General features: G+C 65.9%; 16 protein-coding genes. 8 read left to right on the top strand and 8 right to left on the bottom strand.

Features of this window, described 5'->3' with window-relative positions; all coding sequences use genetic code 11:
• Positions 1-9: 9 nt before the first annotated feature.
• Genes ACOQPI_RS03575 through ACOQPI_RS03560 form a run of 4 tightly spaced genes read left to right on the top strand, consistent with a single transcriptional unit; the run spans position 10 to position 4,430 of the window.
• On the top strand, positions 10-1,566 hold the full coding sequence (locus ACOQPI_RS03575; RefSeq protein WP_420618328.1) for a class I adenylate-forming enzyme family protein: 1,557 nt from the start codon (positions 10-12) through the stop codon (positions 1,564-1,566).
• A gap of 8 nt (positions 1,567-1,574) precedes the next feature.
• Entirely contained in the window at positions 1,575-2,819 is a 1,245-nt protein-coding gene (locus tag ACOQPI_RS03570; protein ID WP_420618327.1) for an acyl-CoA dehydrogenase family protein, read from the top strand.
• Positions 2,820-2,831: 12 nt separating this feature from the next.
• Positions 2,832-3,200: a hypothetical protein gene (locus ACOQPI_RS03565; protein WP_420618326.1), complete on the top strand. Its 369-nt coding sequence runs from the start codon at positions 2,832-2,834 to the stop codon at positions 3,198-3,200.
• Positions 3,201-3,248: 48 nt separating this feature from the next.
• On the top strand, positions 3,249-4,430 hold the full coding sequence (locus tag ACOQPI_RS03560) for an amidohydrolase family protein (RefSeq protein ID WP_420618325.1): 1,182 nt from the start codon (positions 3,249-3,251) through the stop codon (positions 4,428-4,430).
• A gap of 37 nt (positions 4,431-4,467) precedes the next feature.
• Here the strand turns inward: ACOQPI_RS03560 and ACOQPI_RS03555 are convergent, their stop codons facing one another.
• Together ACOQPI_RS03555 and ACOQPI_RS03550 are read right to left on the bottom strand one after the other, a co-directional pair.
• Entirely contained in the window at positions 4,468-5,601 is a 1,134-nt protein-coding gene (locus ACOQPI_RS03555) for an LLM class flavin-dependent oxidoreductase (RefSeq protein ID WP_420618324.1), read from the bottom strand.
• A gap of 28 nt (positions 5,602-5,629) precedes the next feature.
• Positions 5,630-6,553 (bottom strand): formylglycine-generating enzyme family protein, encoded by a 924-nt coding sequence (locus ACOQPI_RS03550; protein ID WP_420618323.1) that lies wholly within the window; start codon positions 6,551-6,553, stop codon positions 5,630-5,632.
• Between ACOQPI_RS03550 and ACOQPI_RS03545 the strand changes: the two genes are divergently transcribed.
• Together ACOQPI_RS03545 and ACOQPI_RS03540 are read left to right on the top strand one after the other, a co-directional pair.
• The gene (locus ACOQPI_RS03545; RefSeq protein ID WP_420618322.1) at positions 6,534-7,265 is read left to right on the top strand and encodes a hypothetical protein; all 732 of its coding nucleotides are present in this window, start codon (positions 6,534-6,536) and stop codon (positions 7,263-7,265) included. The genes ACOQPI_RS03550 and ACOQPI_RS03545 overlap by 20 nt on opposite strands.
• On the top strand, positions 7,241-8,251 hold the full coding sequence (locus ACOQPI_RS03540; RefSeq protein ID WP_420618321.1) for a DUF445 domain-containing protein: 1,011 nt from the start codon (positions 7,241-7,243) through the stop codon (positions 8,249-8,251). Before ACOQPI_RS03545 ends, ACOQPI_RS03540 begins: the two co-directional genes overlap by 25 nt.
• On the opposite strand, the gene ACOQPI_RS03535 is transcribed toward ACOQPI_RS03540, so the two are convergent.
• Positions 8,248-9,777 carry a class I adenylate-forming enzyme family protein gene (locus ACOQPI_RS03535; RefSeq protein ID WP_420618320.1) on the bottom strand — a complete coding sequence of 510 codons (1,530 nt, stop codon included), beginning with the start codon at positions 9,775-9,777 and terminating at the stop codon, positions 8,248-8,250. The two genes, ACOQPI_RS03540 and ACOQPI_RS03535, sit on opposite strands and share 4 nt — an antisense overlap.
• Positions 9,778-9,794: 17 nt before the next feature.
• Here ACOQPI_RS03535 and ACOQPI_RS03530 point away from each other — a divergent pair, with 17 nt between their 5' ends.
• Complete coding sequence (locus tag ACOQPI_RS03530; RefSeq protein ID WP_420618319.1) at positions 9,795-10,709, top strand: TIGR03619 family F420-dependent LLM class oxidoreductase; 915 nt, start codon at positions 9,795-9,797, stop codon at positions 10,707-10,709.
• An 11-nt stretch (positions 10,710-10,720) separates the two neighbouring features.
• On the opposite strand, the gene ACOQPI_RS03525 is transcribed toward ACOQPI_RS03530, so the two are convergent.
• The 3 genes from ACOQPI_RS03525 to ACOQPI_RS03515 all read right to left on the bottom strand — a co-directional run bounded on the left by ACOQPI_RS03525 (position 10,721) and on the right by ACOQPI_RS03515 (position 13,922).
• Entirely contained in the window at positions 10,721-11,758 is a 1,038-nt protein-coding gene (locus ACOQPI_RS03525) for a Fic family protein (protein WP_420618318.1), read from the bottom strand.
• A gap of 201 nt (positions 11,759-11,959) precedes the next feature.
• Positions 11,960-13,228, bottom strand: a complete 1,269-nt coding sequence (locus ACOQPI_RS03520; RefSeq protein WP_420618317.1) for a glycerophosphodiester phosphodiesterase family protein — start codon at positions 13,226-13,228, stop codon at positions 11,960-11,962.
• Between the two features lie 49 nt (positions 13,229-13,277).
• A complete protein-coding gene (locus ACOQPI_RS03515) occupies positions 13,278-13,922 on the bottom strand; it encodes a histidine phosphatase family protein (protein ID WP_420618316.1) in 645 nt (214 codons plus the stop codon).
• Positions 13,923-13,944: 22 nt separating this feature from the next.
• On the opposite strand from ACOQPI_RS03515, the gene ACOQPI_RS03510 reads away from it, so the two are divergent.
• The gene (locus tag ACOQPI_RS03510; RefSeq protein WP_420618315.1) at positions 13,945-14,310 is read left to right on the top strand and encodes a carboxymuconolactone decarboxylase family protein; all 366 of its coding nucleotides are present in this window, start codon (positions 13,945-13,947) and stop codon (positions 14,308-14,310) included.
• A gap of 18 nt (positions 14,311-14,328) precedes the next feature.
• Here ACOQPI_RS03510 and ACOQPI_RS03505 read toward each other — a convergent pair whose 3' ends face one another.
• Positions 14,329-15,684: an N-acetylmuramoyl-L-alanine amidase family protein gene (locus tag ACOQPI_RS03505; RefSeq protein WP_420618314.1), complete on the bottom strand. Its 1,356-nt coding sequence runs from the start codon at positions 15,682-15,684 to the stop codon at positions 14,329-14,331.
• An 83-nt stretch (positions 15,685-15,767) separates the two neighbouring features.
• Entirely contained in the window at positions 15,768-18,245 is a 2,478-nt protein-coding gene (locus ACOQPI_RS03500) for an ATP-dependent Clp protease ATP-binding subunit (RefSeq protein ID WP_420618313.1), read from the bottom strand.
• Positions 18,246-18,304: the final 59 nt, after the last annotated feature.

The raw sequence follows: 18,304 nt of genomic DNA, 5'->3' as shown, positions 1-18,304 counted from the left end.
CGGAGCGCTATGAGCTTCGCCTCGCTCCTGCTGGAGCCCGAGCTGGCAGCAGGACCCGACACTCCTGGTGTGATCGTCGCCCGCCCCGAAGGAGACGAGATCACCAGCTATTTCGACCTGGTGGACGCGGCCCAGCGGATGGCCGCCACCCTGGGCGACGCCGGAGTGGAACCTCGCACCCCGGTGGCCTGTTTGCTGCCTCCCAGCGCCGATGTGGTGGCCGCCTTCTTCGGCACTTGGGCAGCCGACGGGGTGTATGTGCCGGTGAACCCCCGACTGTCCGATAGCGAGATCGCCTACATCCTCGACGACGTGAACCCTGCCGCGGTGATCGGTCTGCCCGACCAGCTCGCCCGGGTGACGGCCCCAATCACCTGCATCGCAGCCGACGGCAAGCTGGGTTGGTCAGTGGCCCAGCGCCGGGACACCGGATCGGCCTCCCACGATCCGGGCATCGCCATTGTGTCGTTCACCTCGGGCACCACCGGTCGGCCCAAGCCCATCGAACTTCAGTCCAGCGCGGTGATCCGTCTCATGGACACCATCATCACCACAGTGCGCAAAGGCAGGCAGCTCACTGAGCGCCCGGAGATGCCCCACGTCATCCCGGTGTCCACCTCGCTGTGGGCCGGGATCTACAACGTGATCTTCGCGGTCCGCACCGGCAGCCCCGCGCTGCTCATGCCCCGGTTCGACGCCCTGGAGTACGCCCGTCTGGTGGGCCAATACCAGATCGCCTCCACGGTGATTCCCCCGGCCGCCATCACCATGCTGAACGACGAGCCCGGCATCGAGAGCCTCGATCCGCTAAAAATCGTCCGCTCTATTACCGCTCCGCTGTCGCCGTTGCAGGCCCGCCGCTTCTACCAGCGGTTCGGGGTCATGGTGCTCAACGGGTACGGCCAGACCGAGGTCGGCGGAGAAATAGTCGGCTGGACCGCCCGAGACTTCCGGGAGCACCCCGAGAAGCTAGGGGCCGTGGGGCGGCCCTACCAGGGGGTTGAGATTCAGTTTTCAAGGAGCGATGCCGACATCTCCGACACCGAGACCGACGACACCAATCACCGTATCGACGACAGTGACAACGAAGGCCGGGAGCAATCCGGCGTGCTGTGGGTGCGCACGGCCTACACAGCGTCCTTGGACCCGAAGGGGCGGCTGGGCGACCGGCTCGACGGCGAGGGTTTTTTCCGCACCGGCGACATCGCCCGCCTCGACGAAGACGGATTCCTGTGGATCGAGGGCAGGGAGTCGGACATGATCAACCGGGGCGGGCTGAAGGTGTTCCCCGCCGAAGTGGAGGAGGTGCTGCTGCTGTCGGAGTCGGTGTCCGACGTTGCCGTGGTGGGAGTGCCCGACCACCGGTTGGGAGAGGTGCCCTATGCCTTCGTGGTACCCGTCGAAGCCGGCACCGCGCCCGATCCCGGCGACCTGGAGGAGTTGTGCCGCCAGCACTTAGCCCCCTACAAGGTGCCGGTGGCCTTCGAGACCCTCGAAGCATTGCCCCGCAGCGAGGTGGGCAAGGTGCTGCGCCGAGTGCTGGTCGATCGGGCCACCGCTACCTGAGCCAACCCATGAGCGCGTTCGACCTGCTGCCCATCGATCGAGACACCGCCGTCGACGAGGCCGAGAAGATCGTGGACGAGTGGGTGGCCCAAACGGTGCCTGCCGTATGGCAAGAGGCGGCCCGCACCGGCGGCCGAGCCGCCCTGCACAAGATCCGCACGCCGGCCGATTACGACGCCTGGTATCCGCAGTTCGCCCACAGCGGTCTGGTGGCCCCCACCTGGCCCCGCCAATTCGGCGGCCTCGGGGTGGGCAATCGGGTGTCGCGGGCCATTGAGACCCGACTGGCCCCTTACAACCTGGTGCGCCGCAACCAGCTGGGCCTCACCCTGGCCGGCCCCACCATCTTGACCTTCGGCACCGACGAGCAGAAGGCCCGGCTCATCCCGCCCATCGTCACCGCCGAGCAGATCTGGTGCCAGTTCTTCAGCGAACCCGGCGCCGGGTCCGATCTGGCCTCGCTGGCCACCCGGGCGGTGCGCGACGGCGACGAGTGGGTGCTCACCGGCCAGAAGGTGTGGTCCACCCAGGCAATGGTCGCCGACTACGCCATCTGCCTGGCCCGCACCGACCCTGACGCTCAAAAGAGGGCTGGCATCACCTACTTCCTGTTGAACATGCGCCAGCCCGGCCTCGACGTGCGCCCGCTGCGCACCATCAGCGGTGAGGAGGACTTCGCCGAGACGTTCATCGACGGTGCCCGGGTGCCCGACCGCGACGTGCTGGGCGAGGTCAACGACGGATGGCGGCTGGCCAACGCCACGTTGAGCGGTGAGCGGCTGGCGGTGTCGGGGCCGGGGTCGGGCGGCCAGAGCCGGATCGGCTCGGGAACCGAGCGCCTCATCGAGCGGGCCAAGGAGTCGGGCCAGTGGAGAGACCGGGTGGTGCGCCAGCGGCTCATGCGGCTGTGGACCGACGAGCAGATCGTGCGCTGGACCAACGCCCGGGTACGCGACACCTTGCGAGCGGGTCGTCCGCCGGGACCGGAGGCGTCGGTGGGCAAGCTCATGTACAGCCAGCTCAACCAGCGGGTGCAGACCACCGGGGTCGATCTTCTGGGATCTCCAGCCATGGCCTGGGAAGAGGGCCACATCGCCGACTACGTGGTGCTCAACTTCTTGCACAGCCGAGCCGAGACCATCGCCGGGGGCACCACAGAGGTGCAGCGCAACATCGTGGGGGAACGGGCCTTGGGCCTGCCCCGCGAACCCGACCCCTACAAGGGCCTCGCCTGGAAAGATGTGCCCCGATGACCGGAGCGAGCCGTGTTCTATGAGGTGATGGGAGCGCTGTTGAAGGCGGCGGCTGAGCCGGTGGCCACCCAAAACGCCCAAGGCGATGATGTCGACCGGTTCCGTGCCCAGCGCGTGGCCCAGATGCTGGAGCGCATCGGCGGTGCCTGGCCTTACCTGCTCGATGCCCTCTGCCAAGAGAACAAAATCCTGGCCGGTGCCCTGGCGGTCGACGGCGAAGACGGCGACCCCCTAGCCGAGAACCGCCGTCTATTGGAGCTGGCCGAGCAAACCATGGCTACCACCGACAACGCCGATACCCGCCGCAGCCTGCGGGCCGCCCTGGCCGAAGCCGCCCACTTGCAGCGGACCGCCCTGCGGGCCGGTCGCCAGGCCCGCTGAACACCTTTCCTCTGGTTCCCCCTCAGATCAGAGGGGTACCCTCGTAACATGACCGCGCTCGACTACCAGTTGGTGGACGCCGACAACCACTGTTTCGAGCCCCGGGACTCCTTCACCCGCTATATCGAGCCAGCTTTCCGAGATCAGGCCGTACACCAGCAAATCCGCGACGACGGCAAAGAGTGGATCATGATCGGCGAGCAGCCGCTCACCTTCCTGCCCGGCCACGATCTGTACGACAACGTGGGCAAGCCCGGCTCGCTCAAAGAGAAGCTGCGCCGCATGAAGAAGACCGGGGAGGCCGAGGAGTTCTCCATCTTCGAGCCGGTACGCCCCGAGTACCTGGACCGCGACTTGCGCCTCGACGTCATGGACGCCCAGAACGTGGAGGCCTGCCTGATGTTCCCGTCGGTGGGGGTCACCGTGGAGCACTTCATGGCCACCCCCGAGCAGTGCTACGCCAATTTCCACGCCTTCAACCGCTGGCTGCAAGACGACTGGGGATTCGCCTATCAGAACCGCATCTACGCCCCGCCCATGCTGTCGTTATGGGATCTCGACGCCGCGGTGGCCGAGCTGGAGTGGGTGCTGAGCGAGGGGGCCAAGGTGATCGCCCTGCGCCCCGGCCCCCAGTACGGCCGCTCGCCCTCCGACCCGTATTTCGACCCGTTCTGGGCCCGGCTGAACGAGGCCGGCGGCTCGGTGGCCTTCCACCTCACCGAGTCGGGCTACAACGAGATGGTCTCCCCCTACTGGGGGTATGAGCCCAACCCGTCGAACTTCACCATGTCAGCCTGGCAGTGGACCAACTGCTACGGCGACCGCCCCATCATGGAGACGCTGTCGGCGCTGGTGTTCGAGAACTTCTTCGGCCGGTTCCCCAACATCACCGCGGTATCAGTGGAGAACGGCGCCGAATGGGCTCCTTACCTGGTGCGGCTCATGAACAAGATGCGGGGCATGGGCCGCAACGGCCCGTGGATCGGCGGCCGCCTCCCGGCCCGTCCCCCCGAGATCTTCGCCCAGCACGTGCTGGTCACCCCCTACCCCGAAGACGACGTGGCCGCCATCGTGCGGGACATGGGCGCCGACTCCATCGTGCTCGGCTCCGACTGGCCCCACGCCGAGGGCCTCCCCCAGCCCGCCGACTTCCTCCACCAGCTGGAAACTCTCCCCGCCGAAGACCAGCGCAAGATCATGCGCGACAACGGCCTCCGTTTGGTGGGCTGAGGCTCGATTCCTGGCGAGGCCGCAGGCGGCCCCGGTCTCAGGAGTCCTTGGGCGTCGGGGTGTAGTTCTCGAGTTCGGGGATGATCTCTTTGCCCAGGAGCTCGATGGTGCGCATGATCGACTCGTGGGAGTGGTAGCCGAACTGCACGTAGCAAATGAGCTGGTCAACGCCGATGTCGGCGTAGTGCTTCATCTTCTCGTAGCAGGTGTCCACATCGCCCACCACGATCATGTCGGCCTCGTCGAAGTGGTGGATGAGATCGTCGATCCCCTCCTCCATGAGCGGCTTGAGCAGCGGGAAGGTGGCATCCCGCTCTTCCTGTGACAGCTCGGGCAGCTCCCAATCGAGGGTGAACTGGGCCAGGTTGGAGTACCACCACTCCACCGACTTCCACACCTCGTTGTCCAGAACCTGCTGGGGCGTGTCGGCGCAGTGCACCAGGGTGTAGGCCGCGGTGGCGTTGGTGGTCACGTCGGTGATGGGCTCGGGGCTCTCGGCCGCGGCCCGGTAGTTGCGGATGTGGCGGGCCATGGCCTCCAGCGGCTGCATGATGGAGAACGACAGCATGCCCATGCCCGCTTTGCCGGCCACTGCGGCGGAGTTCTCCGAGGCGCACGCCATCCATGCCGGGGGATGGGGGTACTGCATCGGCTTGGGGGTGACCATGCGCTTGGGGAACTTGAACTGGGGCGAGTCGTACTCGAAGTACTCCTCCCGCCACATGCCGCACACGATCTCGATGGCTTCCTTCCAGTCGTCCCGGGAGCGCTCCCGGTCGACTCCGAAGGCGATCTGCTCCATGGGGGTGGATCGGCCGGTGCCCCACACCGCCCGGCCGTTGGACAAGATGTCGACGGTGGCCACCTTCTCGGCGATGCGCTGGGGCGGGATAAACCCGAATGGCGTCAGGGTCACGCCGAAGCCCATCTTGATGTTCTCGGTCACCATCGACAGGGCGCCGAGCAGCACCTCGGAGGCCGGGCAGTGCGAGCGCCCCTCCCGGAAGTGGTGCTCAACCGCCCAGATGGTGTTGAAGCCGAAGGTGTCGGCCAGCTTGATCTGCTCTACGGCGTCCTTGTAGGCCTTCTGCTCCCGCTCCCTTTGACCCCAGGGATGGGGCTTTCCCCACGGCTTGGGCGCATCCACTTCGTACAGCAAGTCCAACTTCATGGCGGTGACGTTACCGACCGGCCTGCAATCAGCGCACTTTGGAGGCAGCTCCTGGGCCGACCTCAGCGTCGGCATCGGCGGCTAGACGGAATCCCATGTTCCCGGTAGTGGACGAGGGCTCGTTGGCATGGCGGGCGGCCACCCGATAGCGGTTGCAGTAGGAGTCGTGGCACAGATACGACCCACCCCGGATGGCCCTGATCCGGCCCTGGGGTGGCCCAATCGGATCGACCAAGGGCCGCTCCGGCGGGAATCGATTCTCAAACCAATCGGCGCACCACTCCCACACGTTGCCCGAGCAGTTGTATAAGCCGAACCCGTTGGGCTCGTATTCGTCCACCGGCGCAGTGCCTACATAGCCGTCCTCGGCGGTGTTGTGGCTGGGAAACTCCCCCTCCCAGATGTTCAGCCGGGGCTGTCCGTCGGGGCTCATCTCGTCGCCCCACGGCAACCGGGCCTGCACCAGTCCGCCCCGGGCGGCGTGCTCCCACTCGGCCTCGCTCGGCAATCTGGCTCCGTACCAGGCCGCGCAGGCCGCGGCGTCGAACCACGAAACGTGAACCACCGGGTGGTTGCCCCGATCTTCGACCGACGACTGGGGTCCCTCCGGCTGCGACCAGCACGCTCCCTCCACCTGCCGCCACCACTCGGCACCCACCACGCCTCGGGTGGGCTGAAAGTCGTCGGGTAGCAGCCCGCCGAACACGAACGACCACCCCTCCTGCTCGGCGAGGGTCACGTGGCCGGTGGCCTCCACGAAGGCGGCGAATTCGTCGTTGGTCACCGCCGTGGCCGCGATCTGGTACGGACTCAGCACCACCTCTCGCACCGGCCCCTCGCCGTCGCCCTCGAACCACACCTCCTCGGTGCCCATGAGAAACGACCCGCCACCCAGTGAAACGAACTCCACCCCAGCGTCATAGCATGAAACGATGAAGACAACCGGAATCATCTTCGCCGGCCTCGACTGCGACGCCGACGCCATTGAGGGCTGGAACCGCTGGTACGACTTGGAGCACCTGCCCCCCAACATCGCCCTGACCGATGTGATGCACGGTCGCCGCTACGTGGCCCCGCCCAGCCACCAAGAGCTTCGGCCCGACGGATGCGATGAGGCATTCTCGGGCGGGCGCAGCGCCTTTCTCACCATCTACTGGCTGTGCGGCGACGTCGACGGGGTGATGGCCACCATGACCGACTACCGGGAGGTGCTGGTGGAGGCCGACCGGATGTTCCCCGACGAGAAGAAGATCGTGCGGCTAGGCGATGCCCTGGCCCTCGACTGGGCGGTGGCCGACCCGGCGCTGAAGGCCGATCCCGGCGACATCCCCCACATCTCCCACACCGACATCCACGTAGTGCTGCGCCGGGGTCTGGGCGATCAGCATTGGCACCGCGCCATCTACGCCCCCGCGGCGGTGGCGGTAGAGGGCGTGCATGCGGTGGTGTCGTTCACTTCCCGGTTTGCTCCCGACACCGCCATCGACCTGCACATGATTGAAGGCGACCCCGCCGAGGTGGTCCCCGCGCTGCGGGCCGCCACCCCCTCTCGGCCCGCGACCACCGATGTCGGCATGGACGGGCCGTTCCAGCTCATCGAGCCGCTGCGCTACCCGTGGGCCGAGCAGATCCGCGGGTCATGGATGCCTCAAACGGTCGCCTGAGCGACCCGGCGTCGCTGCGCCGGGCCAAGCGGCGGGCCACCGGCCTGCTGCTGGCTGCAGCCGCCCTGTTTGTGGTGATGCACATGCTCACCGACGGCGACGGCTGGGCCGGCTACATAGAGGCGGCCGCCGAGGCGGCCATGATCGGCGGTTTGGCCGACTGGTTTGCGGTGACCGCCCTGTTCAAACACCCGCTGGGGATTCCCATCCCCCACACCGCCATCATCCCCCGGCGCAAAGACGCCATCGGCGCCAGCTTGGGCGAGTTCGTGCAGGACAACTTCTTCGACCCCGACGACCTGGCTCATTGGGTGGCCGATCGGGCTCCCGCCGAGGCCCTGGGGCGATGGCTGGCTGCTGAGGGGGATGCCGGGCTGGTGTCGGGCCCCGCGCTGGGCCGGCTGCTGGAGTCGATGGTGGATGGCGGGCACCACCGCTCGATGGTGGATGCCGCCGTGGAGCGGGCCGACCGCTTCTTGGTGGACAACTACGAGGTGCTCAGAGACCGCATCGTGGAAGAAGCACCCATCTACACCCCCAAAGTGCTCGACCACCACATCTTCACCCGCCTTCACCGGGGGGTGCGGGGAGTGCTGGCCGACATGGCCGACGATCCCAACCACGAGCTGCGCCTGCGCATCGATGCCGGGCTGAGAAGCTACGCCCAGCGCCTCCAAACCAACCAGCGGTTGGCAACCCGGGTGGAGGCAGTTCTGGCCCGGGCCGGTGAGTCATTGCAAAGCGATTCCACCCTCCAGAACCGAGTCGACGGATGGCTGGTTGCCGCAGTGAGCCTGCTGGCCCGCCATGCTCAAGCCGAAGTGGCCAACGTGATCGGCAGCACCGTGGCCCGCTGGGATGCCGACGACACCAGCACCCGCATCGAGCGCCGCGTGGGCCGCGACCTCCAGTTCATCCGCATCAACGGCACTCTCATAGGCGCTTTGGCCGGTCTGGCCATCCACGGGGTTGGCCAACTGCTCTAGTCGCTGAAGCGGGCTCGCAGCTCGTGCTTCAACACCTTGCCGGTGGCATTGCGGGGCAGCGAGCTTACGATCTCAATCTGCTCGGGGATCTTCTGGGGCATGATGCCCGACGACCGGAAGTAGTCCCCCACCTCGGCCAGCGTGAGCCCGTCAGCACCGGAATCCAATTCCACCACCGCACAAACACGCTCTCCCCGCTCTTCGTCGGGCAGCCCGATCACTCCGGCGTCGAGCACCTTCGGGTGGGCAAAGAGCAAGTCTTCGATCTCGGTGGCCGAGATGTTCTCTCCCTTGCGGATGATGATGTCCTTCACTCGGCCGGTGAGGGTCACGTACCCCTCGGCGTCCAGGAAACCCACATCGCCGGTATGGAACCAGTCCCTCTCGAACGAAGCGGCGGTCAGCTCCTCGTCCATGTAGCCCCGGCACACCATCGGTCCCCGAATCCACAGCTCTCCTTCCACTCCCACATCGGCCGGTTCCCCGTCGAAGCGCACCACCTTGATCTCCGCTCCGGCCAGCGGTCGGCCCTCCGTCTCCGCCAGTTTCTCGTCGGGATCGTCGGGGGTGTTCTGGGCGATGATCGGCGCTTCGGTCATCCCCCACGCGTGACCGCACCCCCGCCCGCCCATCTCAGCCATCACCTCATAGTGCTGGGACGCGGGCATGGGCGCGCCACCCCCGGAGCAGAGCCGGAGCTGAGGCAGGATCGGCTGGCCGGGCTGTTTGCGCTGCTCAGCCAGAAATGCCATGAAGAAGGCGGGGCCGCCACCCACCAAAGTGACGCCGTGACGGGCAAACAGCTCAGTGGTCTCGGTGGGATCGAACGCCTCGGCGATCACCAGGGTGCAACCCGAGCTCAGCGACACCGAAAGGTTGGAAACCCCGCCGATATGGGCAAACGGAAAGGCCAGCCCGAACTGATCCTCCTCGGTCACGTGCTGGCGCTCCACCATGGCGATACCCGATGCCATGACCGATGAGTCGCAGTGGCGGGCGCCCTTGGGGTTCGATGTGGTCCCTGAGGTGTAGTACACCCACCGGATCTCCTCGGGATCTTCTGGGACAGGAATACCGTCCAGCACCGACACATCCCCCTCGGGCAGTTCCCCGTCGCTCACCACTACGTCCAATTCGTCGACATCGGCGGCGATCCCCTCAGCCATCGCCTGATAATCGAACCCTCGCCATACCGGCGGCACTAGGAACAACCGCGCCCCGGTCTGGCGAATGCAAAACCCCACCTCCCGCTCCCGATACACCGGAATAATCGGGTTCTGCACCGCCCCCAACCGAGCCAGCGCCGCCTGCAACACCAGCGTCGAAGGCCAAGTAGGCAACTGCCACGAGACCGACACCCCTAGCCCTACTCCCAACTCAACCAACCCCGCCGCCGCCCGCAAAGCCGCATCTCGGTACCCCATAAACGAAAGCTCTCCACCGCGGTCATCAATGATCATCAGAGCATCCGGCGTCAACTCCGCCCGCCGCTCCACCATCCCCCAAAACGTCCCCCCGGTAAGCATCCGACAACAATATGGCTATGACATCCCTGTCCGTCACACTGCCGTCGTTCGGCCCCATCTTCAGAGACAACAACTTCCACCAAATTGCCGATCTGGCCCAGATGGCTGAGCAAGCTGGCGTCGACCGCATCATGCTCACCGACCACGTGGTCATGGGCGCCCACACCGACAAGTACCCCTACGGCCCTTTCCCCTTCCCTCCGGACACCGCTTGGCTCGAACCGCTGGCCTCCATCGCCCACATGGCCGCCGTTACCCGGCAGGTGAGGTTCAGCACCAAGATCCTGATCGCTCCCCTTCGGCCCGCCGCGGTGCTGGCCAAGACGCTGGCCACCATGGACATGCTTTCGCAGGGCCGCATGGAGGTGGGCATGGGGTCGGGATGGCAGCGCGAGGAATACGAAGCTGCCGGCATTCCCTGGACGGAGCGGGGCCAGCGGCTCACCGACACCATCGCGGCCTGCAAGTCGCTGTGGCGGGACTCTCCAGCATCGTTCCATTCGGCCACCGTCAACTTCGACGACATCTGGTGCGAGCCCAAGCCGGCCCAGCCGGGCGGGATACCAATCTGGGTGGCCGGGGCACTTCACCGCAACAATCTGGCCCGTCTCGTGGAACACGCCGACGGTTGGATACCGCCCCCCTACGGCAACCTCGAAGAAGTGGCCGATGGAGTGAGCACGCTCCGCGACGCTTTCACCGCCGCTGGCCGGACCGTCGACGGCTTCGGCGTCCAGGGCGACATCGACGCGGTGTCCGGCGATGACGGCCGCCCCTCCATCAAAGCCAGCATGGGCGCAGCCGCAGATTGGGCCGAGGCGGGCGCCACCACCATCAACGTTGTGATGTCGTTGTTCTGCTGGCGCATGGACCGGGCCCAGGCCTGGTTCGACGACTTAGCTGAGAGCTGGGCTGAGTTAGGTCTGCGGTAAGTGGTCTGGCTTCATGCGCGCCAGAGATTCAGCAGGTCGGGCGCCGTAAACCAGTGTCGGGCGCGGCCGGGCGAAGAGGATGGGACGCCGATCGGGGACAGGATGTCCAGGGAGGCGAGAGCAGCAAGAGCGGTACGGGCGCTGCGCTCGCTGATGTTGAGCAACTCGGCTACGTCCCCTGCGCTTAGCAAGGGGTGGGCGGGGAGATGGGAGAGCAGTGCCCGGGCGGAGTGGTCAGCTCGCAGCCCGGCGGTTGCTTCACTCCAGCAGGCCAAAAGAATGGTGGTTTGATCGATGATCTGATGGGCGGTGCTTGCGGCCTTCTCGGCGACCTCCGCGAACCATGTCACCCACGAGTCGAGCATTCCTAGTTCGAACAGGCGAAGGCCGGAGAGGTAGCCGCCCGGGTCGCGGGCTATGGCCACGCTGATAGGGACGGTGGATCGATTGGTGGCCTCCCTTCGACGCAGAGTTCGGCTGATCAACACCCGGCCAAGGCGACCATTGCCGTCTCCGTAGGGATGGATGGCCTCGAACTGGGCGTGGACTATTGCGGCGTGGGACACCGCGTCGAGGCCTTCGGGGGGGTTGTTGGCGAAGTCAACCAAATCGTCTACTAGCCCTGGAACTTCCGAGGGGGGTGGGGGAACATAGGCCGCGTCCAGGGGAGAGTTGCCACCCACCCAACCCAACGTCGGCCGGAAGATGCCCACCAAGTCGGAGGGGAGTCTTCCATGTTGCATGAGCTGTCTATGCCAACGATGCAGTGTTCCAACGGTAAGCGGCTCGTGGGCGGTGTGAAGTGCCCAGTCGATCACCACCATGTTGTCGGCCACCCAGCCCGCGGTACCGCCTGCGCCGGTTCGTTCCGCGACCAGCACAGACTCGATGGGCTCGCGCAGCCCTTCAATGCCGGAAGAGGCTACCCCTTCGTTGCGGAGGAGGAGCCGGGCCATGGCCTCCCATTGATCGGGGAGCCGGGCATCGGCCAGCCGCAAAGCAGCACAGGCCCGCTCGCCGGCTCCCACGCTGGCAGCTGAGAGGTCCATGGGACGCTGTCGGAGAGGGGTGGGGACCCACGTTGCTACCGGTCGGCCATTCCAGTCGACTTCAACTGAGAATCCCGGATTTCCTTCCGAATCTGGGGTCATTTCGGAATATTACCTCATTATTCTTCCGAAATGATAGTGGTTTCGGAAGGCTATTGGCTCAGGGAGCGACAGATGGCTGTCCTCTCCCACTACTGCGGATCAGGGGATGTCGCCGTCGGCCCGGAAGCGCTCGACAGCTTCGGCCGGGCGACCGGCAATCACGCCCTGTACCGGCAGGTCGATGAGCTCGGCGTAGTAGTCGGGATCCTCCTGCCAATCCTCGTTAGGCCAAACCCACACGGCCAGTCCCTCGTCGGCGGCTTTGCCCAGCAGATCGGGAGTCAACACGTCGAGGCCGCTAAAGGTGGGCGGCACTTGCAAGATCAGGTCGTTTGGGTGCAGCGGGACCGACGCAAACGCCCACGCCGGCAGAGCATCCTGCCCAGGGCTGGTGACGACATCGGGCGCCAGCTCCCGAAATCCGATCAGGGCCTCGTCCCTGAAGGACACCACCACAACCGAGTCAGTGCGGCCCAACTCCTCAATGTCGGCAGCCAGCACCGCCGCCATCTCGAGGATGAAGTCGATGTCGTCCTCACCGTCATCGCCCGCGGGGGTCTTGATCTCCACATCCAGCACGTGCTCGGGAAAGGCCTGCGCCACCGCCCGGAACGTCTCCACCCGAAAGTCGTCGGGCCCGTATCCCGGGGGCGAGGCAACGTCGCCGGTGCGGATGCCCCGATGGGAGTAGGCCTCAGGGGCGAGATCGTGGCTGGGCCATTCCTCCGACCACCAATAGGCGTTGTCCAGCGCCTGAAGCTCCTCGTAGGTCATGTCTCGCACTCGACCAGTGGCGTTGGTGGTGCGGTCGACGGTGTCGTCGTGATGCACCACCAGCACTCGGTCGGCGGTCATCTGCAAGTCCATCTCCAGCACGTCCACCCCGGCATGGGCCGCCTGGGAGAAGGCGTACATGGTGGAGTGGGGCCAGGAACGATCGCCCCCGGCGTGGGCGATCACCAACGGCCGCCCCAGCGCCAACAACTCGCGCACCGTGCTGGCCGCCGGAGTAGGGACCGGCGGGAGCACGTCCGCTTCTTCGCTGCCAGGCTCCTCGACCCCATCTTCGACATCGGCGTCATCGGCAACCGGCGTCGGTTCGCTGGCTGGCTGCTCTGGCGGGGCAGTGGCCACCGGCGTTGCTGTGCTCGGCTCTGCAATAGCGGTGGCGGTCACCACCGCCTCAGGGGTCGGGGGCGGAGTGGCGGTTGGTGCTATCTCTGTTGGGGAAGAAACCGGAGCAGCGGTAGCGGTCGGTTCGAAATCGTCTGCGTCACCGCACGCGGCCAAGAGCGCTCCCACCATCATCAATGCCAGCAAGACAAGAGCGGGCGGCAACGACTTTGCCGTTCTTGAGAATCGACGCACGCATAGATCCTAGGCTTTTCCTTGGTAAATCACCCCGGCTGGTGATCCGCTAGTACTGAGGCCCGGCAACCACTCCGTCTCGCATGAAGCCGGTGACGCCGGTGCGGGTGGCGCAGCAGTGGCCGGTCTCGTTCATGCTCATGAGAACCCGGCGGTCTTCGTCCACCCACACCCGACAGATCCCGCTATAGGACACCTGCAAGTGGATCCTCTCCGATGCCATTACCAACTCGGATACCACCCGGTTGACCACCCCTCCGTGGCAGGCCACCGCGATGTGCTGGCCGGGCTGGGCTTCGCACAGCCGCTCGAAGGCGGCCATCACCCGCTTGTGGAACTCCTCTGGCGTGTCCCAGCCGATGGCGGCGTAGTCCTGGGCCCGAATGGCCTCGTAGTACTCGCCGCCCTCGGTGGCCAGCAGCTCGGTGGGGAGGTACACCTTGGAGTTGCGGTCGATCTCGGTGAAGTCTTCTTCCAGTTCGATTTCCAACCCCAGCCGGGTGGCCAGCGGCTCGATGGTCTCGATGGCCCGCCGCTTGGTGCTGGAGATGATGTGATCGAAGGGCTCGTGCTCCAGCCAGTCGGCCAGCCGCTCGGCCTGCCACTTGCCCAGCTCGCTGAGCCCGGGGTCGGCCACAGCATCGGTGTTCCACTCTCTCAGAGGCTGCCCATGCCGGACGAAGGCGATCTGCACCGCAACAGCCTACGCTGCGCAGATGAACAACAAAGAAGCAGATCGTGTCGCCTGGAACAACATCATGCTGTTCGATCCCCCCGACAGCGACGATCCCTACATCCAGTTCACGAAGCGTGTGTTCACCGACATGTGGAGTCGCCCCAAGCTAGGAGTCAAGGAACGGCGGATCACCACGCTGACCTGCATCGTCGCCGGCGGCAATGCCGCCATCCTGCCCTTCCACATGAAGCCGGCCTTGGAGTCGGGCGACCTCACCCCCGACGAGCTTTTGGAATGGGTGGTCCACGTCGCCCACTACGCCGGTTGGCCTGCGAGCGCTCAGGCCTACACCGCCCTGCGCACGGTTGCCGCTGAGCTCGGACTGGAGTTCGAAGACGACGACTGAGGGTCCAGCCACCATCGCCTATTCCAGCGTCACCTCTTCGCAACGCGACGGTGCTCTGGCCGGATCGAACACCCGGGGCCGTGAGATGAACCCCGTGCCCAATCGATCAGTGGTCAGATAGGCCTCAATGGCGTCCGCGGTGGCCTTGGCAGCCACGCTGATGTATCCGTCAGTGGCGAACAGTGCGGCCTCGGAGGGATTGGACAAGAAGCCGTACTCAATGAGAACGGCCGGGACATTGGGGCGACGGATCATGCCGTAGGCGTCACGGCCGTCGGGAAGCAGCACCCGCAGCACACCGGCGTCGCCATGCCTGCCCCACTGAATGTCGGGAAAGCCGCTCAGCGCAGCGGTGATCTCCTCGTAAAGCAGCCCTCCCAAGCGGGCTGAATCGGCTTGTGGCTCTGAACGCGACGTCGATTGCACATACACCTCGGTGCCCGGCATGCTGCTTCTTCGCCCTGTGGGTGCGTTGTGGTGGATCGAAATGATGGCATCGGCCCCCAAGTCGTCGGCGAGAGCGGCCCGAACCGACAAGAGAGATCCATAGGAACCGGTGCGAGCGAGCACCGCGGAGATATCGCGTGCCGCGAGCTCCTCTTGAATGGCGCGGCTGAGGGTCAGGTTGAGTTCGCGCTCTACCAGGCCGTTGGGCCCCACAGCCCCGGTGTCCCACCATCCCCCATGGCCGGGGTCGATCACAATCTGCGCCCCGTTGATGGGCTGCCCGGCGGACACCTCCGCGATATTGCCGCACGGTGTCCGAACCAGATAGCCGCTGCCCACTCGCTCGAGAACCGCCACCGGCACTCCCCTGGGCGTGATCAGCCCCCGCGGGGTGCCTTCCTCCGCGTTCCCGGGCGGTTCGCCAATATCTAGGGACAGCGGCGGATCTGGCGGGAGCGAGACCGTTAGTGGCGAGCTCGAGCGCCAGCGCCCGATCTCGACGTCGTCAGACAAGAACCGGCGGGTGGGGAGCATCCGACTCCCCCAACCAATGCCCTCCCCCAACTGCTGCAGCGCCACTTCGGTTCCCCCGGCAGCAACCCGGCGGGCGGCAATGCGAACCCACTGTTCTCCGGCCAAGGTTTGCACTGCCACTGGCGAGCTATACCGCCAGCGCCCGATCTCCACGTCGTCGGACAAGAACCGCTCTGCCGGCAGTACCCGATCACCCCAGTGGCTGCCGCCTTCGTGCGGCTGTACGGCCACTTCGGTTCCCCCGCCGGCAACCCGGCGGGCGGCAATCCGCACCTGGACTTCGCTCTGGGCGCCAGCCGAAGAGCAAATCGCGCCCACAACTGCGGATATGAGCATGATCGCTACAGCCGCCAGCAGGTGATGGGACCGCCTCGCTCTTGTCGGCGCGCTCACTGAGCCCCGATATCCATGAGCCTCCACTACTAGCGGCCCTCAGCCGATCTCGCCAAACGAGATGGCTGCTCGTGGTGTGTCGGTTAGGCGATGGCGATCTCCCCGGAGAGATCGAGACTGGCGGTGACGGTGGCCCCCTCCCCAATGGCCCCGCTGAGAACCGCTTCGGCCAGGCGATCGGCCAGCTCTCGCTGGATCAGCCGCTTGAGGGGGCGGGCGCCGTAGGCCGGGTCGTAGCCGTCGGCGGCCAGCTTGGCCCGCACCTCATTGGCAACCACCAGGTGGATACGGCGGTCAGACAGGCGTTCCGCCAGCCGGTCGATCTGGAGGTCGACAATCTGGGTCAGATGCTCGGGCTTGAACTCGCCGAACGTCACGACGTCGTCGATGCGGTTCACGAACTCGGGGCGGAAGTACTCCTTGGGATCCACGGCCAGGTTCGACGTCATGATCAGCACCGCATTGGTGAAATCCACCGTGCGCCCTTGCCCGTCGGTGAGCCGGCCGTCGTCCAAGAGCTGCAGGAGCACGTTGAACACTTCGGGATGGGCTTTCTCGATTTCGTCTAGCAGCACCACCGCATAGGGGCGGCGCCGCACCGCTTCGGTGAGCTGGCCGCCATCGTCGAACCCCACATAGCCAGGGGGCGCGCCGATGAGGCGAGACACGCTGTGGCGCTCCATGTACTCCGACATGTCGATGCGGACCATGGCCCGCTCGTCGTCGAACAAGAAGTCGGCCAACGTGCGGGCCAGCTCGGTCTTGCCCACTCCGGTGGGGCCGATGAACAGGAATGAGCCAATGGGCCGATTCGGGTCGGACAGCCCGGCCCGGCTGCGGCGGATGGCCGAGGCCACCAAGTGGACCGGCTCGGTTTGGCCGATCACCCGCTGGCTCAGCACCGATTCCAGGCGCAGCAGCTTGTCGGTCTCCCCCTCCATCAGGCGGGTGACGGGCACGCCGGTCCAGCGGGATACCACGGCGGCAACGTCGTCGGGGTCCACCTCTTCCTTCAACATCTGCCGGTCGGTTTGAAGTTCCACCAGCCGTTGGTCGGCCTCGGCAATCTGGCGTTCCAGCTCCGGCAACTTGCCGAAGCGGATCTCCGCGGCCCGCTCCAAGTCAGCTTCTCGATCGAGGGCGGTGCTCAGGGCGTCGTGTTCTTCCTTCAGCGTCCTGATCTGGCCTATGGCCTCCTTCTCCGACTGCCAATGGGCTTGCATCCCGGCCAATTCTTCTCGCAGGTTGGCCAGCTCCTCTTCGAGAGTCTCGAGGCGCTCGGCTGACGCGGCATCAGATTCCTTGGCCAGCGCTACCTGCTCGATTTCCAGTTGGCGGATGCGCCGGTCCACCACGTCGATCTCGGTGGGCATGGAGTCGATCTCGATGCGAAGCATGGAGGCAGCCTCGTCTACCAAGTCGATGGCCTTGTCGGGCAGAAATCGCCCGGTCACGTATCGGTCGGAGAGCACCGCCGCCGACACCAGGGCCGCGTCTTGGATGCGAACCCCGTGATGTACCTCGTAGCGCTCTTTGAGACCCCGCAAGATGGCGATGGCGTCTTCCACCGACGGCTCGCCCACGTAAACCTGTTGGAAGCGGCGTTCTAGGGCGGCGTCCTTCTCGATGTGGGTGCGGAACTCGTCCAGCGTGGTGGCGCCGATCATGCGCAGTTCCCCGCGGGCCAGCATGGGTTTGATCATGTTGCCGGCGTCCATGGCCCCCTCGGCCGCGCCCGCCCCCACGATGGTGTGCAACTCATCCATGAAGGTGATCACCTCGCCGTCGGCGTCGGTGATCTCCTTCAGTACTGCCTTGAGCCGCTCCTCGAACTCGCCCCGGTACTTAGCCCCGGCCACCATGGCCGACATGTCGAGGGCCACCAGCCGCTTGTTCTTCAGCCCTTCGGGCACATCCCCGTCGGCGATACGCAGGGCCAAGCCCTCCACGATGGCGGTCTTGCCCACACCGGGCTCGCCGATCAGTACTGGGTTGTTCTTGGTGCGGCGGCTGAGCACCTGGATGGTGCGGCGAATCTCCTCGTCCCGACCGATCACCGGGTCGAGTTTGCCGTCGCGGGCCAGCACAGTGAGGTCTCGGCCGTACTTCTCCAGCGCCTGGTAGGAGTCTTCCGGCGTGGTGGACGTCACCCGGTGGGATCCCCGCACCTCGGCCAGCGCCTCCAGCAGTTGATTGCGGCCCATCCCCACCCGATCGGCCATGGCCAGCAAGAGGTGCTCGGTGGAGAGGTACTCATCGCCCAGCTCCATGCGGGCGGTATCGGCGGTCTCCATGGTCTTGACCAAATCCCGGGCGGTACGCACCTCGGTGCCGTAGGCCGAGGGCAGTCGCCCTAGCGCCGACTCCAACTGGGCCCGCAAATCGGGCAGCGCAACCCCGGTGCGCTGCAACACCGGCAGCACTACCCCGTCGGCCTGGCCGATCAAGGCCAGCAGCAAGTGATCAGGGGTCACCTCGGGGTGGCTCTTTGACTGAGCCATGGCGGTGGCGTCGTTGAAGGCCTCCCTGGTCTTCAGCGTCCACCGGTTGGGGTCAAGCATCAGAATGCACCTCGTTTTGTCTTGATTCTGTATCTCCTCTATGAATAACCGCCAAAAGT

This window comes from Candidatus Poriferisocius sp., from assembly GCF_965219815.1.
In the GTDB taxonomy this organism is placed as follows: domain Bacteria; phylum Actinomycetota; class Acidimicrobiia; order Acidimicrobiales; family Bin134; genus Poriferisocius.
Note: the sequence above shows the minus strand (reverse complement) of the source record. Positions and strands in the feature narration are given on the sequence as shown.

Coding starts and splice junctions, on each gene's coding strand:
- ACOQPI_RS03575 (WP_420618328.1), top strand. CDS start 10: ATGAGCTTCGCCTCGCTCCTGCTGGAGCCCGAGCTGGCAGCAGGACCC.
- ACOQPI_RS03570 (WP_420618327.1), top strand. CDS start 1,575: ATGAGCGCGTTCGACCTGCTGCCCATCGATCGAGACACCGCCGTCGAC.
- ACOQPI_RS03560 (WP_420618325.1), top strand. CDS start 3,249: ATGACCGCGCTCGACTACCAGTTGGTGGACGCCGACAACCACTGTTTC.
- ACOQPI_RS03555 (WP_420618324.1), bottom strand. CDS start 5,601: ATGAAGTTGGACTTGCTGTACGAAGTGGATGCGCCCAAGCCGTGGGGA.
- ACOQPI_RS03545 (WP_420618322.1), top strand. CDS start 6,534: ATGAAGACAACCGGAATCATCTTCGCCGGCCTCGACTGCGACGCCGAC.
- ACOQPI_RS03550 (WP_420618323.1), bottom strand. CDS start 6,553: ATGATTCCGGTTGTCTTCATCGTTTCATGCTATGACGCTGGGGTGGAG.
- ACOQPI_RS03540 (WP_420618321.1), top strand. CDS start 7,241: ATGGATGCCTCAAACGGTCGCCTGAGCGACCCGGCGTCGCTGCGCCGG.
- ACOQPI_RS03535 (WP_420618320.1), bottom strand. CDS start 9,777: ATGCTTACCGGGGGGACGTTTTGGGGGATGGTGGAGCGGCGGGCGGAG.
- ACOQPI_RS03530 (WP_420618319.1), top strand. CDS start 9,795: ATGACATCCCTGTCCGTCACACTGCCGTCGTTCGGCCCCATCTTCAGA.
- ACOQPI_RS03525 (WP_420618318.1), bottom strand. CDS start 11,758: ATGGACCTCTCAGCTGCCAGCGTGGGAGCCGGCGAGCGGGCCTGTGCT.
- ACOQPI_RS03510 (WP_420618315.1), top strand. CDS start 13,945: ATGAACAACAAAGAAGCAGATCGTGTCGCCTGGAACAACATCATGCTG.
- ACOQPI_RS03500 (WP_420618313.1), bottom strand. CDS start 18,245: ATGCTTGACCCCAACCGGTGGACGCTGAAGACCAGGGAGGCCTTCAAC.